Below are 16,799 nucleotides of genomic sequence, written 5' to 3' on the forward strand. Positions count from 1 at the left end.
GCCGCTCAGAGTCCGAGTATCTGCTTCACCGCCGGCCACTGCCGGCGGCTCACCGGCAGGCCTTCGGGCAACCCGGCGAGCAGGATGTCCCAGTGCGGCTCGCCCTCCTGCTCGCCCGCGCGCTCGACGCCGACGACCGCGGCCCGCGCCACCAGGCAGTTGCGGTGGATGCGCAGGAAGCGGGCCGCGAACTCCTGCTCAAGCTGCACCAGCGACTCGTCGAGCAGGTATTCACGCTCGGCCGTGCGTGCCGTCACGTATTTCAGTTCGGCGCGCAGGCACAGCACGTCCGCCACCGGCACGAGCAGGATGCGGCCGCGCTCGTTGACGCTGAAGTGCTGGCGCGCACCGGGGGCGATCGCCGCCAGCGCAGCGTCCGGCGGCGGCAGGCGGCGCCGCGCCTTGGCCAGTGCGTCGGCCAGGCGTTGCGGCCTGACGGGCTTGAGCAGGTAATCGACCGCGGAAAGCTCGAAGGCCTGCACGGCATAGCCGTCGTAGGCCGTGGTGAAGATCACCGCCGGCGGATTCTCCAGACGACCGAGGTGGCGCGCCAGCTCGACCCCATCCATCACCGGCATGCGGATATCCGCAAGCACGACGTCCGCCGGCTCCTGCTCGATCAGGCGCAGCGCCTCGACGCCGTTCGCGGCCACGCCCACCAGCAGGGTCGGCTGATCCGGCGCAACGTCGGCCAGCAGGTCGCGCAGGCGCGCGCGGGCCGGCGCCTCGTCATCGACGATCAACACCCGCAGAGCCTGTGCCGACATCTTCGTTCGCCCTCCCTGCCCCTGGACGCCCTGCCTGCACCCCGCGATCCGGCGGGAAAGGCGAGCAGGGCTTTTGCTTTATACTTTTGGCCTGTTTGCGCGGGGGATCCCGTCGCCGGGCACCTCGCCACCCAAGGGCCGCATCCGGCCGCGCCACACCACTGACGGACATTATGACAGACACCACCTCCTCGCAGCCGGCCAAGGCCTGGTCGGGCCGCTTCACCGAGCCGGTCTCGGACCTCGTGAAACGCTACACCGCCTCGGTGTTCTTCGACCAGCGCATGGCGCGCCAGGACATCCGCGGTTCGCTCGCGCACGCGAAGATGCTCGCGCGCCAGGGGATCATCGGCGCGCAGGACCTCGCCGACATCGAGCGCGGCATGGCGCAGATCGCGGGCGAGATCGAGCGCGGCGAGTTCGCGTGGAACCTCGACGACGAGGACGTGCACCTCAACATCGAAAAGCGCCTCACCACGCTCGTCGGCGACGCGGGCAAGCGCCTGCACACCGGCCGCAGCCGCAACGACCAGGTCGCGACCGACATCCGCCTGTGGCTGCGCGACGCGATCGACCAGATCCTCGCGCTGATCGGCGATTTCCAGACGAACCTGCTCGACGTCGCCGAGGCCAACGCCGCGACGCCGATGCCCGGCTTCACGCACCTGCAGGTCGCCCAGCCGGTGACCTTCGGCCACCACCTGATGGCCTACTTCGAGATGAGCCGCCGCGACGCCGAACGCTTCGCCGACTGCCGCAAGCGCGTGAACCGCCTGCCGCTCGGCAGTGCCGCGCTCGCCGGCACGAGCTACCCGATCGACCGCGAGTTCGTCGCGCAGGAACTCGGCTTCGACGAGGTCTGCTACAACTCGCTCGACGCCGTCAGCGATCGCGATTTCGCGATCGAATTCTGCGCCGCGTCGTCCTTGCTGATGACCCACCTGTCGCGCTTCTCCGAGGAGCTGATCCTGTGGATGAGCCCGCGCGTGGGCTTCATCGACCTCGCCGACCGCTTCTGCACCGGCAGCTCGATCATGCCGCAGAAGAAGAACCCGGACGTCCCCGAGCTCGTGCGCGGCAAGACCGGCCGCGTGAACGGCAGCCTGATCGCGCTGCTGACGCTGATGAAGGGCCAGCCGCTGGCATACAACAAGGACAACCAGGAAGACAAGGAACCGCTCTTCGACACCGCCGACACCGTGATCGACACGCTGCGCATCTACGCGGACATGATCACCGGCATCCGCGTGAAGGCCGACGCGATGCGCGACGCGCTCAAACAGGGTTACGCCACCGCGACCGACCTCGCCGACTACCTGGTCAAGAACGGCTTGCCCTTCCGCGACGCGCACGAAGCGGTCGCGCTCGCCGTGCGCGCCGCCGACGTGAAGGGCTGCGACCTGCCGCAGTTCTCGCTCGACGAGCTGCGCGCCGCGATGGCGCACGTACCGGGCGCCGCCGAACGCGTGAAGGACGACGTCTTCGGCGTGCTCACGGTCGAAGGCTCGCTCGCCTCGCGCAAGCATATCGGCGGGACGGCCCCCGAGCAGGTCCGCGCGGCGATCGCGCGGGCGCGCAGCACGCTGGCCTGACGCCCGGCCGCCGATGGAACGGATCGGCAAATACGAAATCAGGCGCCCGCTCGGTGCGGGCGCCACCAGTTCCGTTCATCTCGCGTGGGACCCCTTCGCCGGGCGCGAGGTCGCGATCAAGCGCATCCACCCGGAGATCCTGCGCGATCCGCAGCGCGGGCATGTTTATCGCCACCTCCTGATGAACGAGGCGGCGCTCGCCGGCAAGCTGATCCACCCGCACATCGTCCGCACCTTCGATGCGCATGTCGACGACGAGGATGCCTGGATCGTCATGGAGCACGTCGGCGGCGGCACGCTCGCGGATTTCTGCACGCCCGGCGCGCTGCTCCCCTTCGATCGCCTGATCGAAATCATCTTCAAATGCACCCGGGCGCTCGACTACGCCTTCCGCCGCGGGATCACCCATCGCGACATCAAGCCGGCCAACATCCTGCTGACCGACCGCGACGGCCAGGACATCAAGGTTTCCGACTTCGGCTCCGCCTTCGACGCCGGCAGCGACTCGACGCAGATCGCCTCGGTCGGTTCGCCTTCGTACATGTCACCGCAGCAGGTGCGCCAGATGCCGCTCGATCAGCAGACGGACATCTATTCGCTCGGCGTCGTCATGTACCAGCTGCTCACCGGCCGCCTGCCCTTCGAAGCCGACAACCAGTTCAGTCTGCTGTACAGCATCGCGCACGACGAGGCGCCCGCCCCCGCGTCGATCCGGCCCGACATCCCCGACGCGCTGGAAGCCATCGTCCGGCGCGCGATCGACCGCGATCTCGACCGTCGCTATCGCAGCTGGCCGGACTTCGCGCACGATCTCGCGTGCGCCTTCCGTAATCGCGCCGCCGCTTCGATCCACTCCCCCATCCCCGACGCGGAAAAGTTCCAGACCCTGCGGCGCCTCACCTTCTTCCGCAGCTTCAGCGACGTGGAGCTGTGGGAAGTGATCGGCCTGTCGCGCTGGAGCCGGGTGCAACCGGGCACGGTCGTCATCCGGGAAGGGGAACCGGGCGACCACTTCTGTTTCCTCGCCGCCGGCGAGGCACGCGTCAGGAAACGCGGCCGGCTGCTCAACCTCCTCAGCGAAGGGGAATGCTTCGGCGAAATGTCCCTGTTCGCCGCCGGCGGGTCGGTGCGCTCGGCCTCGGTCGAGGCGGTCACGGCACTCGAAACGATCCGCATCGACGCACAGGCCCTGAACCGGGCGTCGGATGCGACGCGCATGCATTTCTATCAGGGATTCCTCGAGGTCCTGGCGACCCGCCTGTCGCTCGCGAATTCGCGCATCGCAGGGATCTGAGAGCTGCCCGGCGGCGGGCAGGAAGGCCGCGCACGCACGTCGCACGGCCCAAAAAGACAAGCCCGCCATCGACGGGCGGGCCTGATACCGGTTCCTGCGCGGCCAGGCGCCGCGCGGACGACGGGGCTTACTTGACGCCGGCTTCGGCGAGCATCGTCTTCAGCTCGCCGTTCTCGTACATCTCGCGCATGATGTCACAGCCGCCGACGAACTCGCCCTTGATGTAGAGCTGCGGAATCGTCGGCCAGTTGGCGAATTCCTTGATGCCGCTGCGGATCTCCTCGTTCTCCAGCACGTTCACCGAGTACAGGTTGGTGACGCCCAGGTTCTTCAGGATCTGCACCGCGGTGGCGGAAAAGCCGCACATCGGGAACTGGGGCGTGCCCTTCATGTACAGCACGACCGGGTTGCCGGTGACCTGTTCGCGGATGACGTTCTGGATATCCATGTTGCGCATTCCAAAAGTTGAGTAATTAACTCGGAAAATTCTAGGGACTGCCACCCCTCGCGTCAATAGCCCTGCCGCCGACACGCATTCAGCGCGACTCGCCGCGCCCCTGCCACTGGCCGCCCGACACCCGTTCGATACCGCCGAGATCCTTCCACGACGCGATCGACGAGAACCCCGCATCCGTCAGCAGGCCGCGCACCGCCGCCGCCTGGTCGTAACCGTGCTCCATGAAAAGCCAGCCGCCCGCTTCGAGATGGCGCGGCGCCTCGGCAGCGATCGCCGCGAGGTCGTCCAGCCCCTGCGGCCCCGCGGCCAGCGCGGTACCCGGCTCGAAGCGCACGTCGCCCTCGCTCAGGTGCGGGTCGTCCGCCGCGACGTACGGGGGATTCGCGACGATCAGCTGGTAGCGGTCGCCGCCGAGGTGCGAGAACCAGTCGCCGAGCACGAAGGACACGCTCGCCTTGAGACGTGCGGCGTTGGCCATCGCGACCAGCAGGGCCTCGCGCGAACGGTCCACCGCGGTCACGTCCGCATCGGCCAGCTCGAGCGCCAGCGTCACCGCCAGTGCGCCGCTGCCGGTGCCCAGGTCGAGCACCCGCGTCCTCGGCTTGTCGCCGAAATGCGCGAGCGCCAGTTCGATCAGGAGCTCGGTGTCCGGGCGCGGAATCAGCACCGCGGGCCCGACCATGAACGAGCGGCCGTAGAACTCGCGCTCGCCGATCAGGTAGGCCACCGGCTCCCCGACCTCGCGGCGCTCGACGAGGCTACGGAATTCGCTCCACTCGCGCTCCTCGAGCCGTGCTTCGGGGTAGGCCGCGAGGCGGGCCGCCGAACATTGCAGCACGTGGCGCAGCAGGATGCGCGCATCGACAATCGCGATGCGCGCGCGCGCCCAGTTCAGGGCTCCGGCAATGTCCGGCGCAAATTCCGGGGTCTCGATCATGACCACACCCTGCTCGACACCCTCGCCATCCCTGCGCAACGGGACCGGGTCGAGCACAGGCTTCGCGCCGGCGCGCTCACGTCACTCACCCGCGAGCGCCGCCAACTGCCCGGCCTGGTGTTCGGCCGTGAGCGCGGCGATCAGGTCGTCGAGCTCGCCGTCCATCACCGCGTCCAGCTTGTACAGGGTGAGATTGATGCGATGGTCGGTGATGCGCCCCTGCGGGAAATTGTAGGTGCGGATGCGCTCCGAGCGGTCGCCGCTGCCGACGAGGCTCTTGCGCGTGGCGGCCTCGCGCGCCTGCTGCTCGCGCAGCTGGATGTCGTGGATGCGCGCGACCAGCACCGACATCGCCTGCGCCTTGTTGCGATGCTGCGAGCGATCGTCCTGGCACTCCACGACGATGCCGGTGGGCAGGTGCGTGATGCGCACGGCCGAGTCGGTCTTGTTGATGTGCTGTCCGCCCGCCCCGCTCGCACGGAAGGTGTCGATGCGCAGGTCGGCCGGATTGATGTTCACCGCCTCCAGCTCGTCCGCCTCGGGCATCACGGCGACCGTGCAGGCCGAAGTATGGATGCGACCCTGCGTCTCGGTCGCCGGCACCCGCTGCACGCGGTGCCCGCCGGATTCGAACTTGAGCCTGGCATACGCGCCGCTGCCGACGACGCGTGCGATCACTTCCTTGTAGCCGCCGAGATCGGATTCGCTGGCCGACACGATCTCGACCTTCCAGCGCTGCCGTTCGGCGTAGCGCGTGTACATGCGCAGCAGGTCGCCCGCGAACAGCGCCGCCTCGTCGCCGCCGGTGCCGGCGCGCACCTCGAGGAACAGGTTGCGCTCGTCGTCGGGGTCGCGCGGCAGCAGCGCGCGCTGCAGTTCGTCCTCCAGCGTGCCGATACGCTCCGCGCACGACGCCAGCTCCAGCTCGGCCAGTTCGCGCATCTCCGCATCCGCGAGCATCTCGCGCGCGCTGGCGGCATCGCTCTCCGTCTGACGCCACGCATCGTACAGGGCCACCACGGGCTCGATCTCGGCACGCTCGCGTCCCAGCGCGCGGAAGGCATCCATGTCGCGCGCCGCCTCCTCGGACGCGAGTTCGCGATCCAGTTCGGCGAGTCGACTGCTCAGGAAATCGAGCTTTTCGCGGATGCTCTGCTTCATCGGGAAATGACCGGAGAACGCAAGGACGGGCGTCGCGCCGACAGCCGGCGCCGACGCGCCTAGTCGTGCGCGTTGAGATTGAAGAGCTGCTGCACCAGCCGCGCCACGTCGACGTGCTGCTCGCCGTCGGACTGGTTCAGGAATCGGGTCGGCCCGTGCATCAGCTTGTTGATCAGGCCGTGGCTCAGCGCGTCGAGCACCTTCTGCGGATCCTCGCCCTTCGCGAGCAGCTTGCTGGCGCGCTCGACTTCCACGGTCCGCAGCATCTCCGCGTGCTGGCGCAGCGCCTTGATCGTCGGCACGGCATCGCGCGCCTGCATCCAGTGCAGGAAACCGTCCACGCGCGTATTGATGATCTCCTCGGCCTCGAGCACGGCCTGCTGGCGCGACTCTAGCCCCGCATCCACGACCTGCGCGAGGTCATCGACGGTGTACAGGAAGACGTCGTCGAGCGCGGCGACCTCGGGCTCGATGTCCCGCGGCACGGCGAGGTCCACCATCACCATCGGCTTGTGCCGGCGTGCCTTGATCGCGCGCTCGACCATACCGAGGCCCACGATGGGCAACGGTGCGGCCGTACAGGACACCACGATGTCGAACTGCGACAACACGTCGCCGATCCCGTCGAGACGCATCACGCCGGCGCCGAAGCGGCTTGCCACGACCTGGGCGCGCTCCTCGGTGCGGTTCGCGACGACCATCTCCTTCGGGCCCGCCCCCGCGAAGTGCGCTGCGCACAGCTCGATCATCTCGCCGGCGCCGATGAACAGCACGCGCTGGTCCGAAATGCGCTCGAAGATGCGTTCCGACAGGTGCACGGCGGCGGCGGCCATCGACACGATATTGGCGCCGATTGCCGTCGTCGAACGCACTTCCTTGGCCACTGCGAAGGTGTTCTGGAACAGCTTGTGCAGCAGGGTCCCCATCGTCCCCGCCTCTTCCGCCCGCCGCGCCGCGTCCTTGACCTGGCCGAGGATCTGCGGCTCGCCGATCACCATCGAGTCGAGCCCGCTGGCGACGCGGAACACATGCCGGATCGCGTCGCGCTGCGGGTAGGTGTAGAGGTAGGGCGACACATCCTTCAAGGAAACCTGATGGAAGCGCGCCAGCCAGTCGGCGGCGTGTTGCGGCTGCTCGGTGGCGAAATACAGCTCGGTGCGGTTGCAGGTCGACAGGATCGCGGCCTCGCGCACCGTGTGCGCATTCGTCAGATCGTGCAGGGCATCATCCAGCCGTTCGGGCTGAAACGCCACACGCTCCCGGATATTGAGCGGTGCGGTGTGATGATTCAGACCAAGAGCATAAAGTTGCATGCGCGATCGCAGATAAGGTGCTTGATCTGGCGGATTATAGCACCGCAGGAATCGTCCCTATATTGCGCAGAATCAGTCAATTCTGTTGCCGATATCGCAACGCAGGCGGGAACGGGGCGGCAAGCGGACGGCCCGCTGGCCGACTCGCCTTTCCCCTTCGTCACACCAGAACCTTCACCCCCGCGGCCATCAGCACCGTCGCCAGCGCGATCTGAATCCCGCGCCCCGCCACCTTGCCGGCAAGCGTACTGCCCACGATGACAGCGGGGATCGAACCCGTCAGCAGGCTGGCGAGCATCCACCAATCCACCATGCCTGCAAACAGATACCCGATGCCCGCGACGACCGCCAGCGGAATGGCATGCACGATGTCCGTCGCGACCAGGCGGTGCGGCGTCATGCGCAGCGGGTAGAGGTAGAGCAGCATCACGCTGCCCAAGGCGCCGGCCCCCACGGATGTCAGGGCGACGCAAAGCCCCAGGATCGCGCCCGACGTCACGGTCAGCGCGGGCTGCAAGGCCTTGAAGCGTTCCGGCCGACTGATTCGCCGGCCTCTGGCCGACGCAAGCAGTTTCGGGGCGGCCAGCAGCCCGACGGCCGTAACCAGGACCACCACGCCGATCGCACTGGAGAGCAGGCCCACCTTGGCGACCGGCGCCCCGAGGCTCACCAGCACGACGATCAGCAAGGCCATCGGCAGGCTGCCCAACCAAAGGCGCCTGACGACCTGCCAGTCCACATGGCCATTGGCGTGATGAACGCGTGCGCCGACGATCTTGGTCACGGCTGCGAACCACAGATCGGTCGCAATCGCCGTGGTCGGCGACACCCCGAAGACCAGCAGCAGGATCGGCGTCATCAAGGCGCCCCCGCCCACGCCGGTCAGGCCGATGACGAAACCGGTCAGCGCACCGGCCAACGCGTAGTCGCCGGCTATCATGCCGCGATCAACGCGGCGTGACGCGTCGCATTGAAACAGGGGCGCACGGCATCCGCGCGAGAAGTCGGCATCAGTTCAGCAGCCAAGGGGGCCAAATCAAGATGTCGCATTTTGTGAAGCGTTCGCCATAACAACATTTTTTGCATGGTAGCATTAGCCGCATTGAAATCAAATTCGCAAATCATGCAGACTGCGACAACCTCCGATCACTCCCTCCTGGGGCTCGATGCAGAACAGGTCTGGGACACCGAACTGGCCTACGAGCACCTCAAGCACACCGGCCAGGCTGACACCAAGCGCACCGCAGAACGTCGCTTGCAGTCACTCGGCGTGCTCCCTCAAGAGCTCACCGAAAGTCAACTACTGGACGAGCTCGACCGCCCTCCCAATCGCCTGGTGCTCGACTGGGCGATAGAGCAAGCGCGCAAGCGGCGCGACCGCGTGCTGTTCGTCCAGCTGCACCCGTTGCCGGACGGCAAGCCCTGCCTGCACGCCAACGACGCCCGCGGCGCCCGCTTCTGGATACCGTTGGCCGCGGCGGATGCCGCTCACGTCCGGCAGGCCCTCGGCGAACTGCAACGACACATCGGGAAACCCATCGCGGTGTTTCCCCATGGCACCCTGGTCGGTCAGCTGCGGGACATGCCCGACATCGAGCTGATCGGCACCTGTCCGCAGGCGTACCGCCCCATCCTCAAGACGCAAGCGAATCAGGATGCTGACAGGGGCCGCACGGGCGTTTCGCTCCACCTGAAGCGCCTCGAGGCCGAAAGCATCCACATCATCCGCGAAGCCGTCGCCGAAGCCCGGAATCCGGTGATGCTGTACTCCATCGGCAAGGACAGCGGCGTCATGCTGCATCTGGCGCGCAAGGCCTTCTACCCGGCACCCCCGCCGTTTCCGCTGCTGCACGTGGACACGCGCTGGAAGTTCCAGGAGATGTACCTGTTCCGTGACTTCATGGCGCGCGAAAGCGGCATGGACCTGCTGGTGCACACCAATCCGGAAGCCATCGAGAAGGACATCAACCCCTTCGACCACGGCTCCGCCCTGCACACCGACATCACGAAGACCGAGGGGCTGAAGCAGGCGCTGGACCACTACCAGTTCGACGTGGTCTTCGGCGGGGCCCGCCGCGACGAAGAGAAATCGCGCGCCAAGGAGCGGGTATTCTCGTTTCGCACCGCAACCCACCGCTGGGAGCCGAAGAACCAGCGCCCCGAGCCCTGGAACCTCTACAACACGCGCAAGAACCCGGGCGAAAGCATCCGCGTGTTTCCGCTGTCGAACTGGACCGAACTCGACATCTGGCAGTACATCTACGAGGAGAACATCCCGGTCGTGCCCCTGTACTTCGCCAAGCCGCGGCCCGTGGTGCAGCGGCCCGGGATGATCATGATGGTCGATGACGAGCGCTGCCGGCTGCTGCCCGGCGAAGAGATCCAGATCCGCAAGGTGCGCTTCCGCACCCTCGGCTGCTACCCGCTGACCGGGGCCGTCGAGTCCGAAGCCGAAACGCTGGAAGACATCCTGCTGGAAGTCATCAACGCCCGCCAGTCGGAACGCGAGGGCCGCAGGATCGACACCGACAGCGCCGGCTCCATGGAAAAGAAGAAGCAGGAGGGCTATTTCTGATGGCACGCGTCAAGAAATCGGAGCAAACCGCGCAAGCCAAACCGGAAGCACTGACCGTTGCCGAGTGGCTGGCCCGGCAAGCCCATCAGGACATGCTGCGCTTCATCACCTGCGGCAGCGTGGATGACGGCAAGAGCACGCTGATCGGCCGCCTGCTGTGGGAATCGCAACAGATCTTCGATGACCAGCTGGCGGCACTGACGGCGGACTCGAAGCGCCACGGCACCCAAGGTGACCAGATCGACCTCGCCCTGCTGGTCGACGGCCTTGCCGCCGAACGCGAGCAAGGCATCACGATCGACGTCGCCTACCGCTTCTTTTCCACGCCGCGGCGCAAGTTCATCGTCGCCGACACGCCGGGCCACGAACAGTACACGCGCAACATGGTCACCGGCGCCTCCACCGCCGACGTCGCCGTGCTCCTTGTGGACGCGCGACAGGGCGTGCTGACCCAGACCCGCCGGCACGCCTACCTCGTCTCGCTGGTCGGCATCCGGCACGTCATCCTCGCCATCAACAAGATGGATCTGGTGGCGTACGATCGGCAGGTTTTCGACGCGATCCAGGCCTCGTTCAAGGACATGGCCGCGACGCTGGGGTTCGACAGCGTCACCGCCATCCCGGTGTCGGCGCTCAAGGGCGACAACATCACCGCGCGGTCGGCGCAGACGCCCTGGTACCAGGGACCGACCCTCATGGCGTGCCTCGAGACGATCGAGATCGAACCTCCCGCGCATGCCAAGGCCGCCTTCCCCGTTCAGTGGGTCAACCGGCCGCATGCCGACTTCCGCGGCTTCAGCGGCACCCTGGCCTCGGGCGAGCTCGCCGTGGGCGACGAAGTGCGGGTCACGGCATCCGGCCAGGTCGCCCGCGTGGCGCGCATCGTGACTGCGGACGGCGACCTGGGCGCCGCCAACGCCGGCGACGCCGTCACCCTGGTGCTGGATCGCGAAGTCGATAGCTCCAGGGGGGACGTGCTGGCGCGCGCCGACCAGCCGCTGGAGATGACCGACCAGTTCGAGGCAACCCTGGTCTGGATGCAGGACGACGCCGGCCTCGTCGGCCGCGCCTACGAGCTGAAGCTCGCCAACCAATGGGCGACCGCCAGCATCACGGCGCTGAAATATCGCGTGGACGTCAACACCCAGGCGCACGAGTCCTGCCGGAAGCTGGGGCTGAACGACATTGCCGTGGTCAACCTCGCCCTGAGCAGGCCGCTGGTGTTCGACACCTACGAGCAGTCGCACACGCTCGGCGGCTTCATCCTCGTGGACAAGTTCACCCACGCGACGGTGGCGACCGGCATGATCCGCCACAACCTGCGCCGCGCGCAGAACGTGCACCGTCAGGCACTGAGCATCAGTCGCGAGGACCGCGAACGGCTCAACGGCCATCAGGGCAAGGTCATCTGGTTCACGGGCCTGTCCGGCTCGGGCAAGTCCACCATTGCCAACGCGCTGGAAAAGGAGCTCCACGCCCAGGGCAGGCGCACCTACATCCTGGACGGCGACAATGTCCGGCAGGGGCTCAACAAGGACCTCGGCTTTACCGATGCCGACCGCGTGGAGAACATCCGCCGCGTCGCGGAGGTCGCCAGGCTGATGATGGATGCAGGCCTGATCGTGATGACCGCCTTCATCAGCCCCTTCCGCGCCGAGCGCGAAATGGCGCGCGAACTCATCGGGCAGGACCACTTCATCGAGGTGTTTGTCGATACGCCGCTGGAACTGTGCGAACAGCGCGATCCGAAAGGGCTCTACAAGAAGGCGCGCAGCGGGCAGCTACCGAACATGACCGGCATCAACAGCCCGTACGAGCCCCCGGAACATCCGAACCTGGTCGTCGATACCAGGCAAGCGTCCCTGCAGGACACGGTATCTCATCTGGTTCAGCGGCTCACCGATTCGCGGTGAGGCGATCAGTCGAGGGAGCAAGGCGTAGCGCTCCCTTGTCTGCGCTGCATTCAGCTGGATCAGAACGTCTCGGATCGCCGCGCGCCACGGGAGTCACGTCATCCGCATGACGTGACGACATGCCCGGCGCGTCAATAAATGCCGGACGCCCAAAAGCACTTAGCCCAGCGCGATGGCTGGGCTAAGTGCTTGGTATTTCTTGGTGGCCAGGGACGGAATCGAACCGCCGACACGCGGATTTTCAATCCGCTGCTCTACCAACTGAGCTACCTGGCCGGTGAAGACGCGCATTATAGCGGGTATCGGCGACGAGTCAAACATATTTTCGTCACGACGCTGAAATATCGCGCCTACGCAAAAAACATGGGGCAGCCGTCGGCTGCCCCATGTTCGTTTCCTGCAACCGCCGGCCCGCAGGCCGGCGGAGGTGGCGCATCTTAGTGACCGGAAGCGGCTTCCGCGCCGATGCCGGTTTCCGAACGCACCTTCTGCGCGAGGTAACCTGCACGGTCTTCCTGGGCACGGGCGCTGTTGTCGAGGATCGAGAACAGCCAGATGCCGATGAAGCCTGCGGCCATCGAGAAGAGCGCCGGCGAGGTGTAGGGGAACAGCGCCGAGCCCTTCGGGTTGCCGAGCGTGGCTTCCCACACCGACGGCGACACGATCGTCAGCACCACGGCGGTGATCAGGCCGAGGAAACCGCCCCAGCATGCGCCGCGCGTCGTGCAGTCCTTCCACAGCACCGACATGAACAGCACCGGGAAGTTGGCCGAAGCGGCGATCGCGAAGGCCAGCGAGACCATGAACGCGATGTTCTGCTTCTCGAACGCGATGCCGAGGATGACCGCGACGACACCGAGAACCACCGTGGTGATGCGCGACACACGCAGCTCGGAGGCCGAATCGGCGTTGCCGTGCTTGAACACCGTGGCGTACAGGTCGTGCGACACCGCCGAAGCACCCGACAGCGTCAGACCGGCAACCACCGCGAGGATGGTGGCGAACGCGACCGCGGAGATGAAGCCGAGGAACACGTTGCCGCCGACCGCGTTGGCGAGGTGGATAGCGGCCATGTTGCCGCCGCCGATCAGGCCGCCCTTGGCGTCGAGGAACTGCGGGTTGGTCGAGACCAGAACGATCGCGCCGAAGCCGATGATGAAGGTCAGGATGTAGAAGTAGCCGATCCAGGTGGTCGCCCAGAACACCGACTTGCGGGCTTCCTTGGCATCCGGCACGGTGAAGAAGCGCATCAGGATGTGCGGCAGGCCGGCGGTACCGAACATCAGCGCCATGCCGAACGAGATCGCGGAGATCGGATCCTTGATGAAGGAACCCGGACCCATGATCGCCTGGCCGATGATGCCGGCTTCTTCCGCGGTCTTGCCACCGGCCAGCGCCACGCCCGCCTTGACCTTGACCGACGCCGCGAACAGCGCTTCCGGCGAGAAGCCGTAGTTCAGCATGACCATGAAGGCCATGAAGGACGCGCCGGCGAGCAGCAGGCAGGCCTTGATGATCTGCACCCAGGTCGTCGCGGTCATGCCGCCGAACAGCACATACACCATCATCAGCGCGCCGACGATGACGACCGCCATCCAGTACTCCAGACCGAACAGCAGCTTGATCAGCTGGCCCGCACCGACCATCTGCGCGATCAGGTAGAACGCGACGACGACCAGCGTGCCGGAGGCCGCAAAGGTGCGGATCGGCGTCTGCTTGAAGCGGTACGCGGCGACGTCGGCAAAGGTGAATTTGCCGAGATTGCGCAGCTTTTCCGCCATCAGGAAGGTGATCACCGGCCAGCCGACGAGGAAGCCGATCGAGTAGATCAGGCCATCGTAGCCGTTGGCCATCACCGCGGCGGAAATGCCGAGGAAGGACGCGGCCGACATGTAGTCGCCGGCGATCGCCAGGCCGTTCTGGAAGCCGGTGATGCCGCCGCCGGCGGTGTAGAAGTCCGCCGCCGACTTGGTCTTGGCCGCCGCCCACTTGGTGATGAACAGGGTGGCAACGACGAAGACGGCGAACATGATGATCGCGGTCCAGTTGGTCGCCTGCTTCTCGGCCTGACCGAGGTCAGCGCCGGCCGCCAGTACGGCGCCCGCGCCCAGGGCGAGCGCGAGGCCGCCGCCGAGTTTCATGAAGCGGCCGCTCATTTGCTGCTCTCCTTGACGATGTCCTGGGTCAGCGCATCGAACTCGGAGTTCGCGCGGCGCACGTAGATGCCGGTGATGATGATCGTGAACACGATCACCCCGAAACCGACGGGAATGCCGACCGTCATGACGCCAGCACCGAGCTTCTGGGCGAACAGTCCCTTGTCGAACGCGATCACCGCAATGTAGCCGTAGTACACGACCATCATGATGGCCGTCAGAATCCAGCCATACGACGAGCGCGTGCTCACCAGCTGCTGGTATTTCGGGTTGGCGACGATTTTTGTCACCATATCGTTTTGCATGTCTCCCTCCTCAAACGATGGTCGGGCCGGGCTCTTTTTTTGCCCGGTTAGCGCAACCTTAAACGGGGAGACTTACGACGCCCTTACGAGCGCTTACAGAGATTCGCCGGCGCGCAAGGCCGTCGGCGCACCCGGCTAACCGAGCGGAAAGTCGCCGTACACCTGGATCGGCGGCGGGGGGACGTGGCCGCGCGGGAAGACGATCTGGACGAGCGTGCCGCGACCACCGGGATTCGCATTGAGGCTGACTGTCGCGCGGTGCAGCTCGGCGATCTCGCGCACGATGGGCAGACCCAGGCCGGAGCCGTCCTCGCCGCTGCCGAGCACACGGTAGAAGCGTTCGAACACGCGCTCGCGGTCGGCCTCGGGGATGCCGACGCCGGTGTCCTCGACCTCGAGGATGGGCGCCCCGGCGAAGCGCGTGCGCGCCGTGACGCTGCCGCCGGCCGGCGTGTACTTGATCGCGTTGTCGACGAGGTTCTTGATCAGCTCGCGCAGCAGCACGGGGTTGCCCTCGACCGTCAGCGGATCGGAGCCGCCCTCGACGCCGAGGTCGATGCCTTTCGCCTGGGCGCGCGGAAAGAGGTCGAGCGCGACGTCGCGCACGAGCGCGCGCAGGTCCATCGTTTCGACTGCGTAGAGCTTCTCGAAGCTTGCCTCGGCGCGGGCGAGCGACAGCAGCTGGTTGATGAGGTGGCTCGCGCGTTCCGTGCTCTGCGCGATGCGCGACAACGATTCGCGCAGCGCAACCGGATCCGCTTCCTGCAGCGCGAGTTCGGTCTGCATGCGCAGCCCCGTGAGCGGCGTGCGCATCTGGTGCGCGGCGTCCGCGATGAAGCGCTGCTGGGCCTGCAGGTTTTCCTCGAGGCGCGCCATCATGTCGTTGAAGGCGACGATCAGCGGGCGCACTTCCTCGGGCACGCTCGCGGCCGCGATCGGCGAGAGATCCGTGGGGCGACGACGGCGGATCAGGCTCTGCAGGCGGTTGAGCGGCGCGATGCCGCGCGACAGCCCCACCCATACCAGCACCACCGCGAGCGGAATGATCGCGAACTGCGGCAGCAGCACGCCGGTGACGACGCGCGACGCGAGGTCGCTGCGCTTGTTGCGCGTTTCGGCGACCTGCACGAGCACGAGCGGACTGGCGGGTTCCGGCCACGGGCGCAGGAACTGGTAGGCGATGCGCACCTCTTCGCCATGGATGACGTCGTCGCGGTAGAGCACGTCTTCGGGGATGAGGATCGGCGGCGCCGGCGTCCAGCCGATCTCGCGGTCGCCGGTGACGAGGTCGCCGCTCTCGTGCGCGACCTGATAGTAGACGACGTCGTCCTGGTCGGCGCGGAACAGCGCCCGCGGCGGCGCCGGGAAATGCACCGCGACCTTGCCCTCCTCCACCGACACCAGGCGCGCCAGCGCCCGCACGCTGTCGGCGAGCGCGCGGTCGTAGGGCTGGTTGGCGATGTTGTCCGCGACGTTGTGCGTGACGATGATCGAGATCGGCCACAGGAACAGCAGCGGCGCGAGCATCCAGTCGAGGATCTCGCCGAACAGCGAGTTCGGCTGCGTCGACGAGCGCCCGCCCGCAGCGGACTTGTCAGGCTTTCGCCGCCTGGCCAGCATCCACCGTTTCCAGGCAGTACCCCAGGCCGCGCACCGTCACGATGCGCACGCCGCTGTCTTCGAGCTTCTTGCGCAGGCGATGGACATAGACCTCGATCGCGTTGCTGGAGACTTCCTCGCCCCAGCCGCACAGGTGATCGACGAGCTGGTCCTTGCTGACGAGGCGTCCCACGCGCAGGATGAACACTTCCAGCAGGCCGATCTCGCGCGCCGAGAACTCGACCACCTGGCCGTTGATCTTGACGACGCGGTCGGCCTGGTCGTACGACAGGCTGCCGACCTCGATGCAGCGCGGCTGCCCCGTACCGCGGCGGGTGAGCGCACGCACGCGCGCTTCGAGTTCCGGCAGTGCGAAGGGCTTCGTGAGATAGTCGTCGGCGCCCGCATCCAGGCCGCGCACGCGGTCCTCGACGCCGTCCTGGGCCGTCAGGATCAGCACGGGGAGCGTCGACTTGCGTGCCCTCAGGCGCTTGAGGACTTCGATCCCGGGAAGCCGCGGCAGGCCCAGATCGAGGATCACGAGATCGTAGGGCTGCGATGCCAATGCGGTATCGGCCTCGCTGCCGGAAGCCACGTGGTCGACCGCAAAGCCACTGCGCCGAAGCGCACGGCACAAGCCATCCGCGATGACGGCATCATCTTCTGCAAGCAGAATCCGCATGGAATCAGGATGTAAGTTATATGTAAGCGGGCACGCCTAGATTTACAC

At 66.7% G+C, this 16,799-nt stretch carries 14 protein-coding genes and 1 tRNA gene; 4 read left to right on the plus strand and 11 right to left on the minus strand.

What is annotated here, in order from left to right:
* Nucleotides 1-5: 5 nt before the first annotated feature.
* Nucleotides 6-767, minus strand: coding sequence for a LytR/AlgR family response regulator transcription factor (locus GPA22_RS14065; RefSeq protein WP_169256694.1), 762 nt, complete (start codon nt 765-767; stop codon nt 6-8).
* A 173-nt stretch (nt 768-940) separates the two neighbouring features.
* Here GPA22_RS14065 and argH point away from each other — a divergent pair, with 173 nt between their 5' ends.
* Nucleotides 941-2,359, plus strand: coding sequence for an argininosuccinate lyase (gene argH / locus GPA22_RS14070; protein WP_169256695.1), 1,419 nt, complete (start codon nt 941-943; stop codon nt 2,357-2,359).
* 13 nt (nt 2,360-2,372) lie between these two features.
* Complete coding sequence (locus GPA22_RS14075) at nt 2,373-3,653, plus strand: serine/threonine protein kinase (RefSeq protein WP_169256696.1); 1,281 nt, start codon at nt 2,373-2,375, stop codon at nt 3,651-3,653.
* A gap of 127 nt (nt 3,654-3,780) precedes the next feature.
* Here GPA22_RS14075 and grxD read toward each other — a convergent pair whose 3' ends face one another.
* From grxD to GPA22_RS14100, 5 genes are all read right to left on the minus strand, one after another.
* Nucleotides 3,781-4,101: a Grx4 family monothiol glutaredoxin gene (gene grxD, locus GPA22_RS14080; RefSeq protein ID WP_169256697.1), complete on the minus strand. Its 321-nt coding sequence runs from the start codon at nt 4,099-4,101 to the stop codon at nt 3,781-3,783.
* A gap of 88 nt (nt 4,102-4,189) precedes the next feature.
* Entirely contained in the window at nt 4,190-5,047 is an 858-nt protein-coding gene (gene prmC, locus GPA22_RS14085) for a peptide chain release factor N(5)-glutamine methyltransferase (protein WP_169256698.1), read from the minus strand.
* An 81-nt stretch (nt 5,048-5,128) separates the two neighbouring features.
* Complete coding sequence (gene prfA, locus GPA22_RS14090; protein WP_169256699.1) at nt 5,129-6,208, minus strand: peptide chain release factor 1; 1,080 nt, start codon at nt 6,206-6,208, stop codon at nt 5,129-5,131.
* A gap of 59 nt (nt 6,209-6,267) precedes the next feature.
* Nucleotides 6,268-7,521: a glutamyl-tRNA reductase gene (hemA, locus tag GPA22_RS14095; protein ID WP_169256700.1), complete on the minus strand. Its 1,254-nt coding sequence runs from the start codon at nt 7,519-7,521 to the stop codon at nt 6,268-6,270.
* 160 nt (nt 7,522-7,681) lie between these two features.
* Nucleotides 7,682-8,461 (minus strand): sulfite exporter TauE/SafE family protein, encoded by a 780-nt coding sequence (locus GPA22_RS14100; RefSeq protein WP_169256701.1) that lies wholly within the window; start codon nt 8,459-8,461, stop codon nt 7,682-7,684.
* 642 nt (nt 8,462-9,103) lie between these two features.
* Between GPA22_RS14100 and cysD the strand changes: the two genes are divergently transcribed.
* Nucleotides 9,104-10,096, plus strand: a complete 993-nt coding sequence (gene cysD / locus GPA22_RS14105) for a sulfate adenylyltransferase subunit CysD (RefSeq protein WP_211169131.1) — start codon at nt 9,104-9,106, stop codon at nt 10,094-10,096.
* Nucleotides 10,096-12,009: a sulfate adenylyltransferase subunit CysN gene (cysN, locus tag GPA22_RS14110; RefSeq protein ID WP_169256702.1), complete on the plus strand. Its 1,914-nt coding sequence runs from the start codon at nt 10,096-10,098 to the stop codon at nt 12,007-12,009. Before cysD ends, cysN begins: the two co-directional genes overlap by 1 nt.
* Before the next feature lie 200 nt (nt 12,010-12,209).
* Here cysN and GPA22_RS14115 read toward each other — a convergent pair.
* The 5 genes from GPA22_RS14115 to GPA22_RS14135 form a co-directional block, all read right to left on the minus strand.
* A tRNA-Phe gene (locus tag GPA22_RS14115) sits at nt 12,210-12,285 on the minus strand.
* A gap of 161 nt (nt 12,286-12,446) precedes the next feature.
* The gene (locus GPA22_RS14120; RefSeq protein WP_169256703.1) at nt 12,447-14,165 is read right to left on the minus strand and encodes a cation acetate symporter; all 1,719 of its coding nucleotides are present in this window, start codon (nt 14,163-14,165) and stop codon (nt 12,447-12,449) included.
* A complete protein-coding gene (locus GPA22_RS14125) occupies nt 14,162-14,470 on the minus strand; it encodes a DUF485 domain-containing protein (protein ID WP_169256704.1) in 309 nt (102 codons plus the stop codon). The genes GPA22_RS14120 and GPA22_RS14125 overlap by 4 nt, the downstream gene beginning before the upstream one ends.
* Nucleotides 14,471-14,605: 135 nt before the next feature.
* On the minus strand, nt 14,606-16,090 hold the full coding sequence (locus GPA22_RS14130) for a sensor histidine kinase (protein WP_169256705.1): 1,485 nt from the start codon (nt 16,088-16,090) through the stop codon (nt 14,606-14,608).
* Nucleotides 16,065-16,751 (minus strand): response regulator transcription factor, encoded by a 687-nt coding sequence (locus tag GPA22_RS14135; protein ID WP_169256706.1) that lies wholly within the window; start codon nt 16,749-16,751, stop codon nt 16,065-16,067. Before GPA22_RS14135 ends, GPA22_RS14130 begins: the two co-directional genes overlap by 26 nt.
* Between the last annotated feature and the right edge of the window lie 48 nt (nt 16,752-16,799).

It is taken from the genome of Aromatoleum toluvorans (assembly GCF_012910905.1).
Taxonomy (GTDB): domain Bacteria; phylum Pseudomonadota; class Gammaproteobacteria; order Burkholderiales; family Rhodocyclaceae; genus Aromatoleum; species Aromatoleum toluvorans.

Excerpts from the sequence above, each read along its gene's own strand:
- GPA22_RS14065 (WP_169256694.1), bottom strand. The coding sequence starts at position 767 with ATGTCGGCACAGGCTCTGCGGGTGTTGATCGTCGATGACGAGGCGCCG.
- argH (WP_169256695.1), top strand. The coding sequence starts at position 941 with ATGACAGACACCACCTCCTCGCAGCCGGCCAAGGCCTGGTCGGGCCGC.
- GPA22_RS14075 (WP_169256696.1), top strand. The coding sequence starts at position 2,373 with ATGGAACGGATCGGCAAATACGAAATCAGGCGCCCGCTCGGTGCGGGC.
- grxD (WP_169256697.1), bottom strand. The coding sequence starts at position 4,101 with ATGGATATCCAGAACGTCATCCGCGAACAGGTCACCGGCAACCCGGTC.
- prmC (WP_169256698.1), bottom strand. The coding sequence starts at position 5,047 with ATGATCGAGACCCCGGAATTTGCGCCGGACATTGCCGGAGCCCTGAAC.
- prfA (WP_169256699.1), bottom strand. The coding sequence starts at position 6,208 with ATGAAGCAGAGCATCCGCGAAAAGCTCGATTTCCTGAGCAGTCGACTC.
- hemA (WP_169256700.1), bottom strand. The coding sequence starts at position 7,521 with ATGCAACTTTATGCTCTTGGTCTGAATCATCACACCGCACCGCTCAAT.
- GPA22_RS14100 (WP_169256701.1), bottom strand. The coding sequence starts at position 8,461 with ATGATAGCCGGCGACTACGCGTTGGCCGGTGCGCTGACCGGTTTCGTC.
- cysD (WP_211169131.1), top strand. The coding sequence starts at position 9,104 with ATGCCCGACATCGAGCTGATCGGCACCTGTCCGCAGGCGTACCGCCCC.
- cysN (WP_169256702.1), top strand. The coding sequence starts at position 10,096 with ATGGCACGCGTCAAGAAATCGGAGCAAACCGCGCAAGCCAAACCGGAA.
- GPA22_RS14120 (WP_169256703.1), bottom strand. The coding sequence starts at position 14,165 with ATGAGCGGCCGCTTCATGAAACTCGGCGGCGGCCTCGCGCTCGCCCTG.
- GPA22_RS14125 (WP_169256704.1), bottom strand. The coding sequence starts at position 14,470 with ATGCAAAACGATATGGTGACAAAAATCGTCGCCAACCCGAAATACCAG.
- GPA22_RS14130 (WP_169256705.1), bottom strand. The coding sequence starts at position 16,090 with ATGCTGGCCAGGCGGCGAAAGCCTGACAAGTCCGCTGCGGGCGGGCGC.
- GPA22_RS14135 (WP_169256706.1), bottom strand. The coding sequence starts at position 16,751 with ATGCGGATTCTGCTTGCAGAAGATGATGCCGTCATCGCGGATGGCTTG.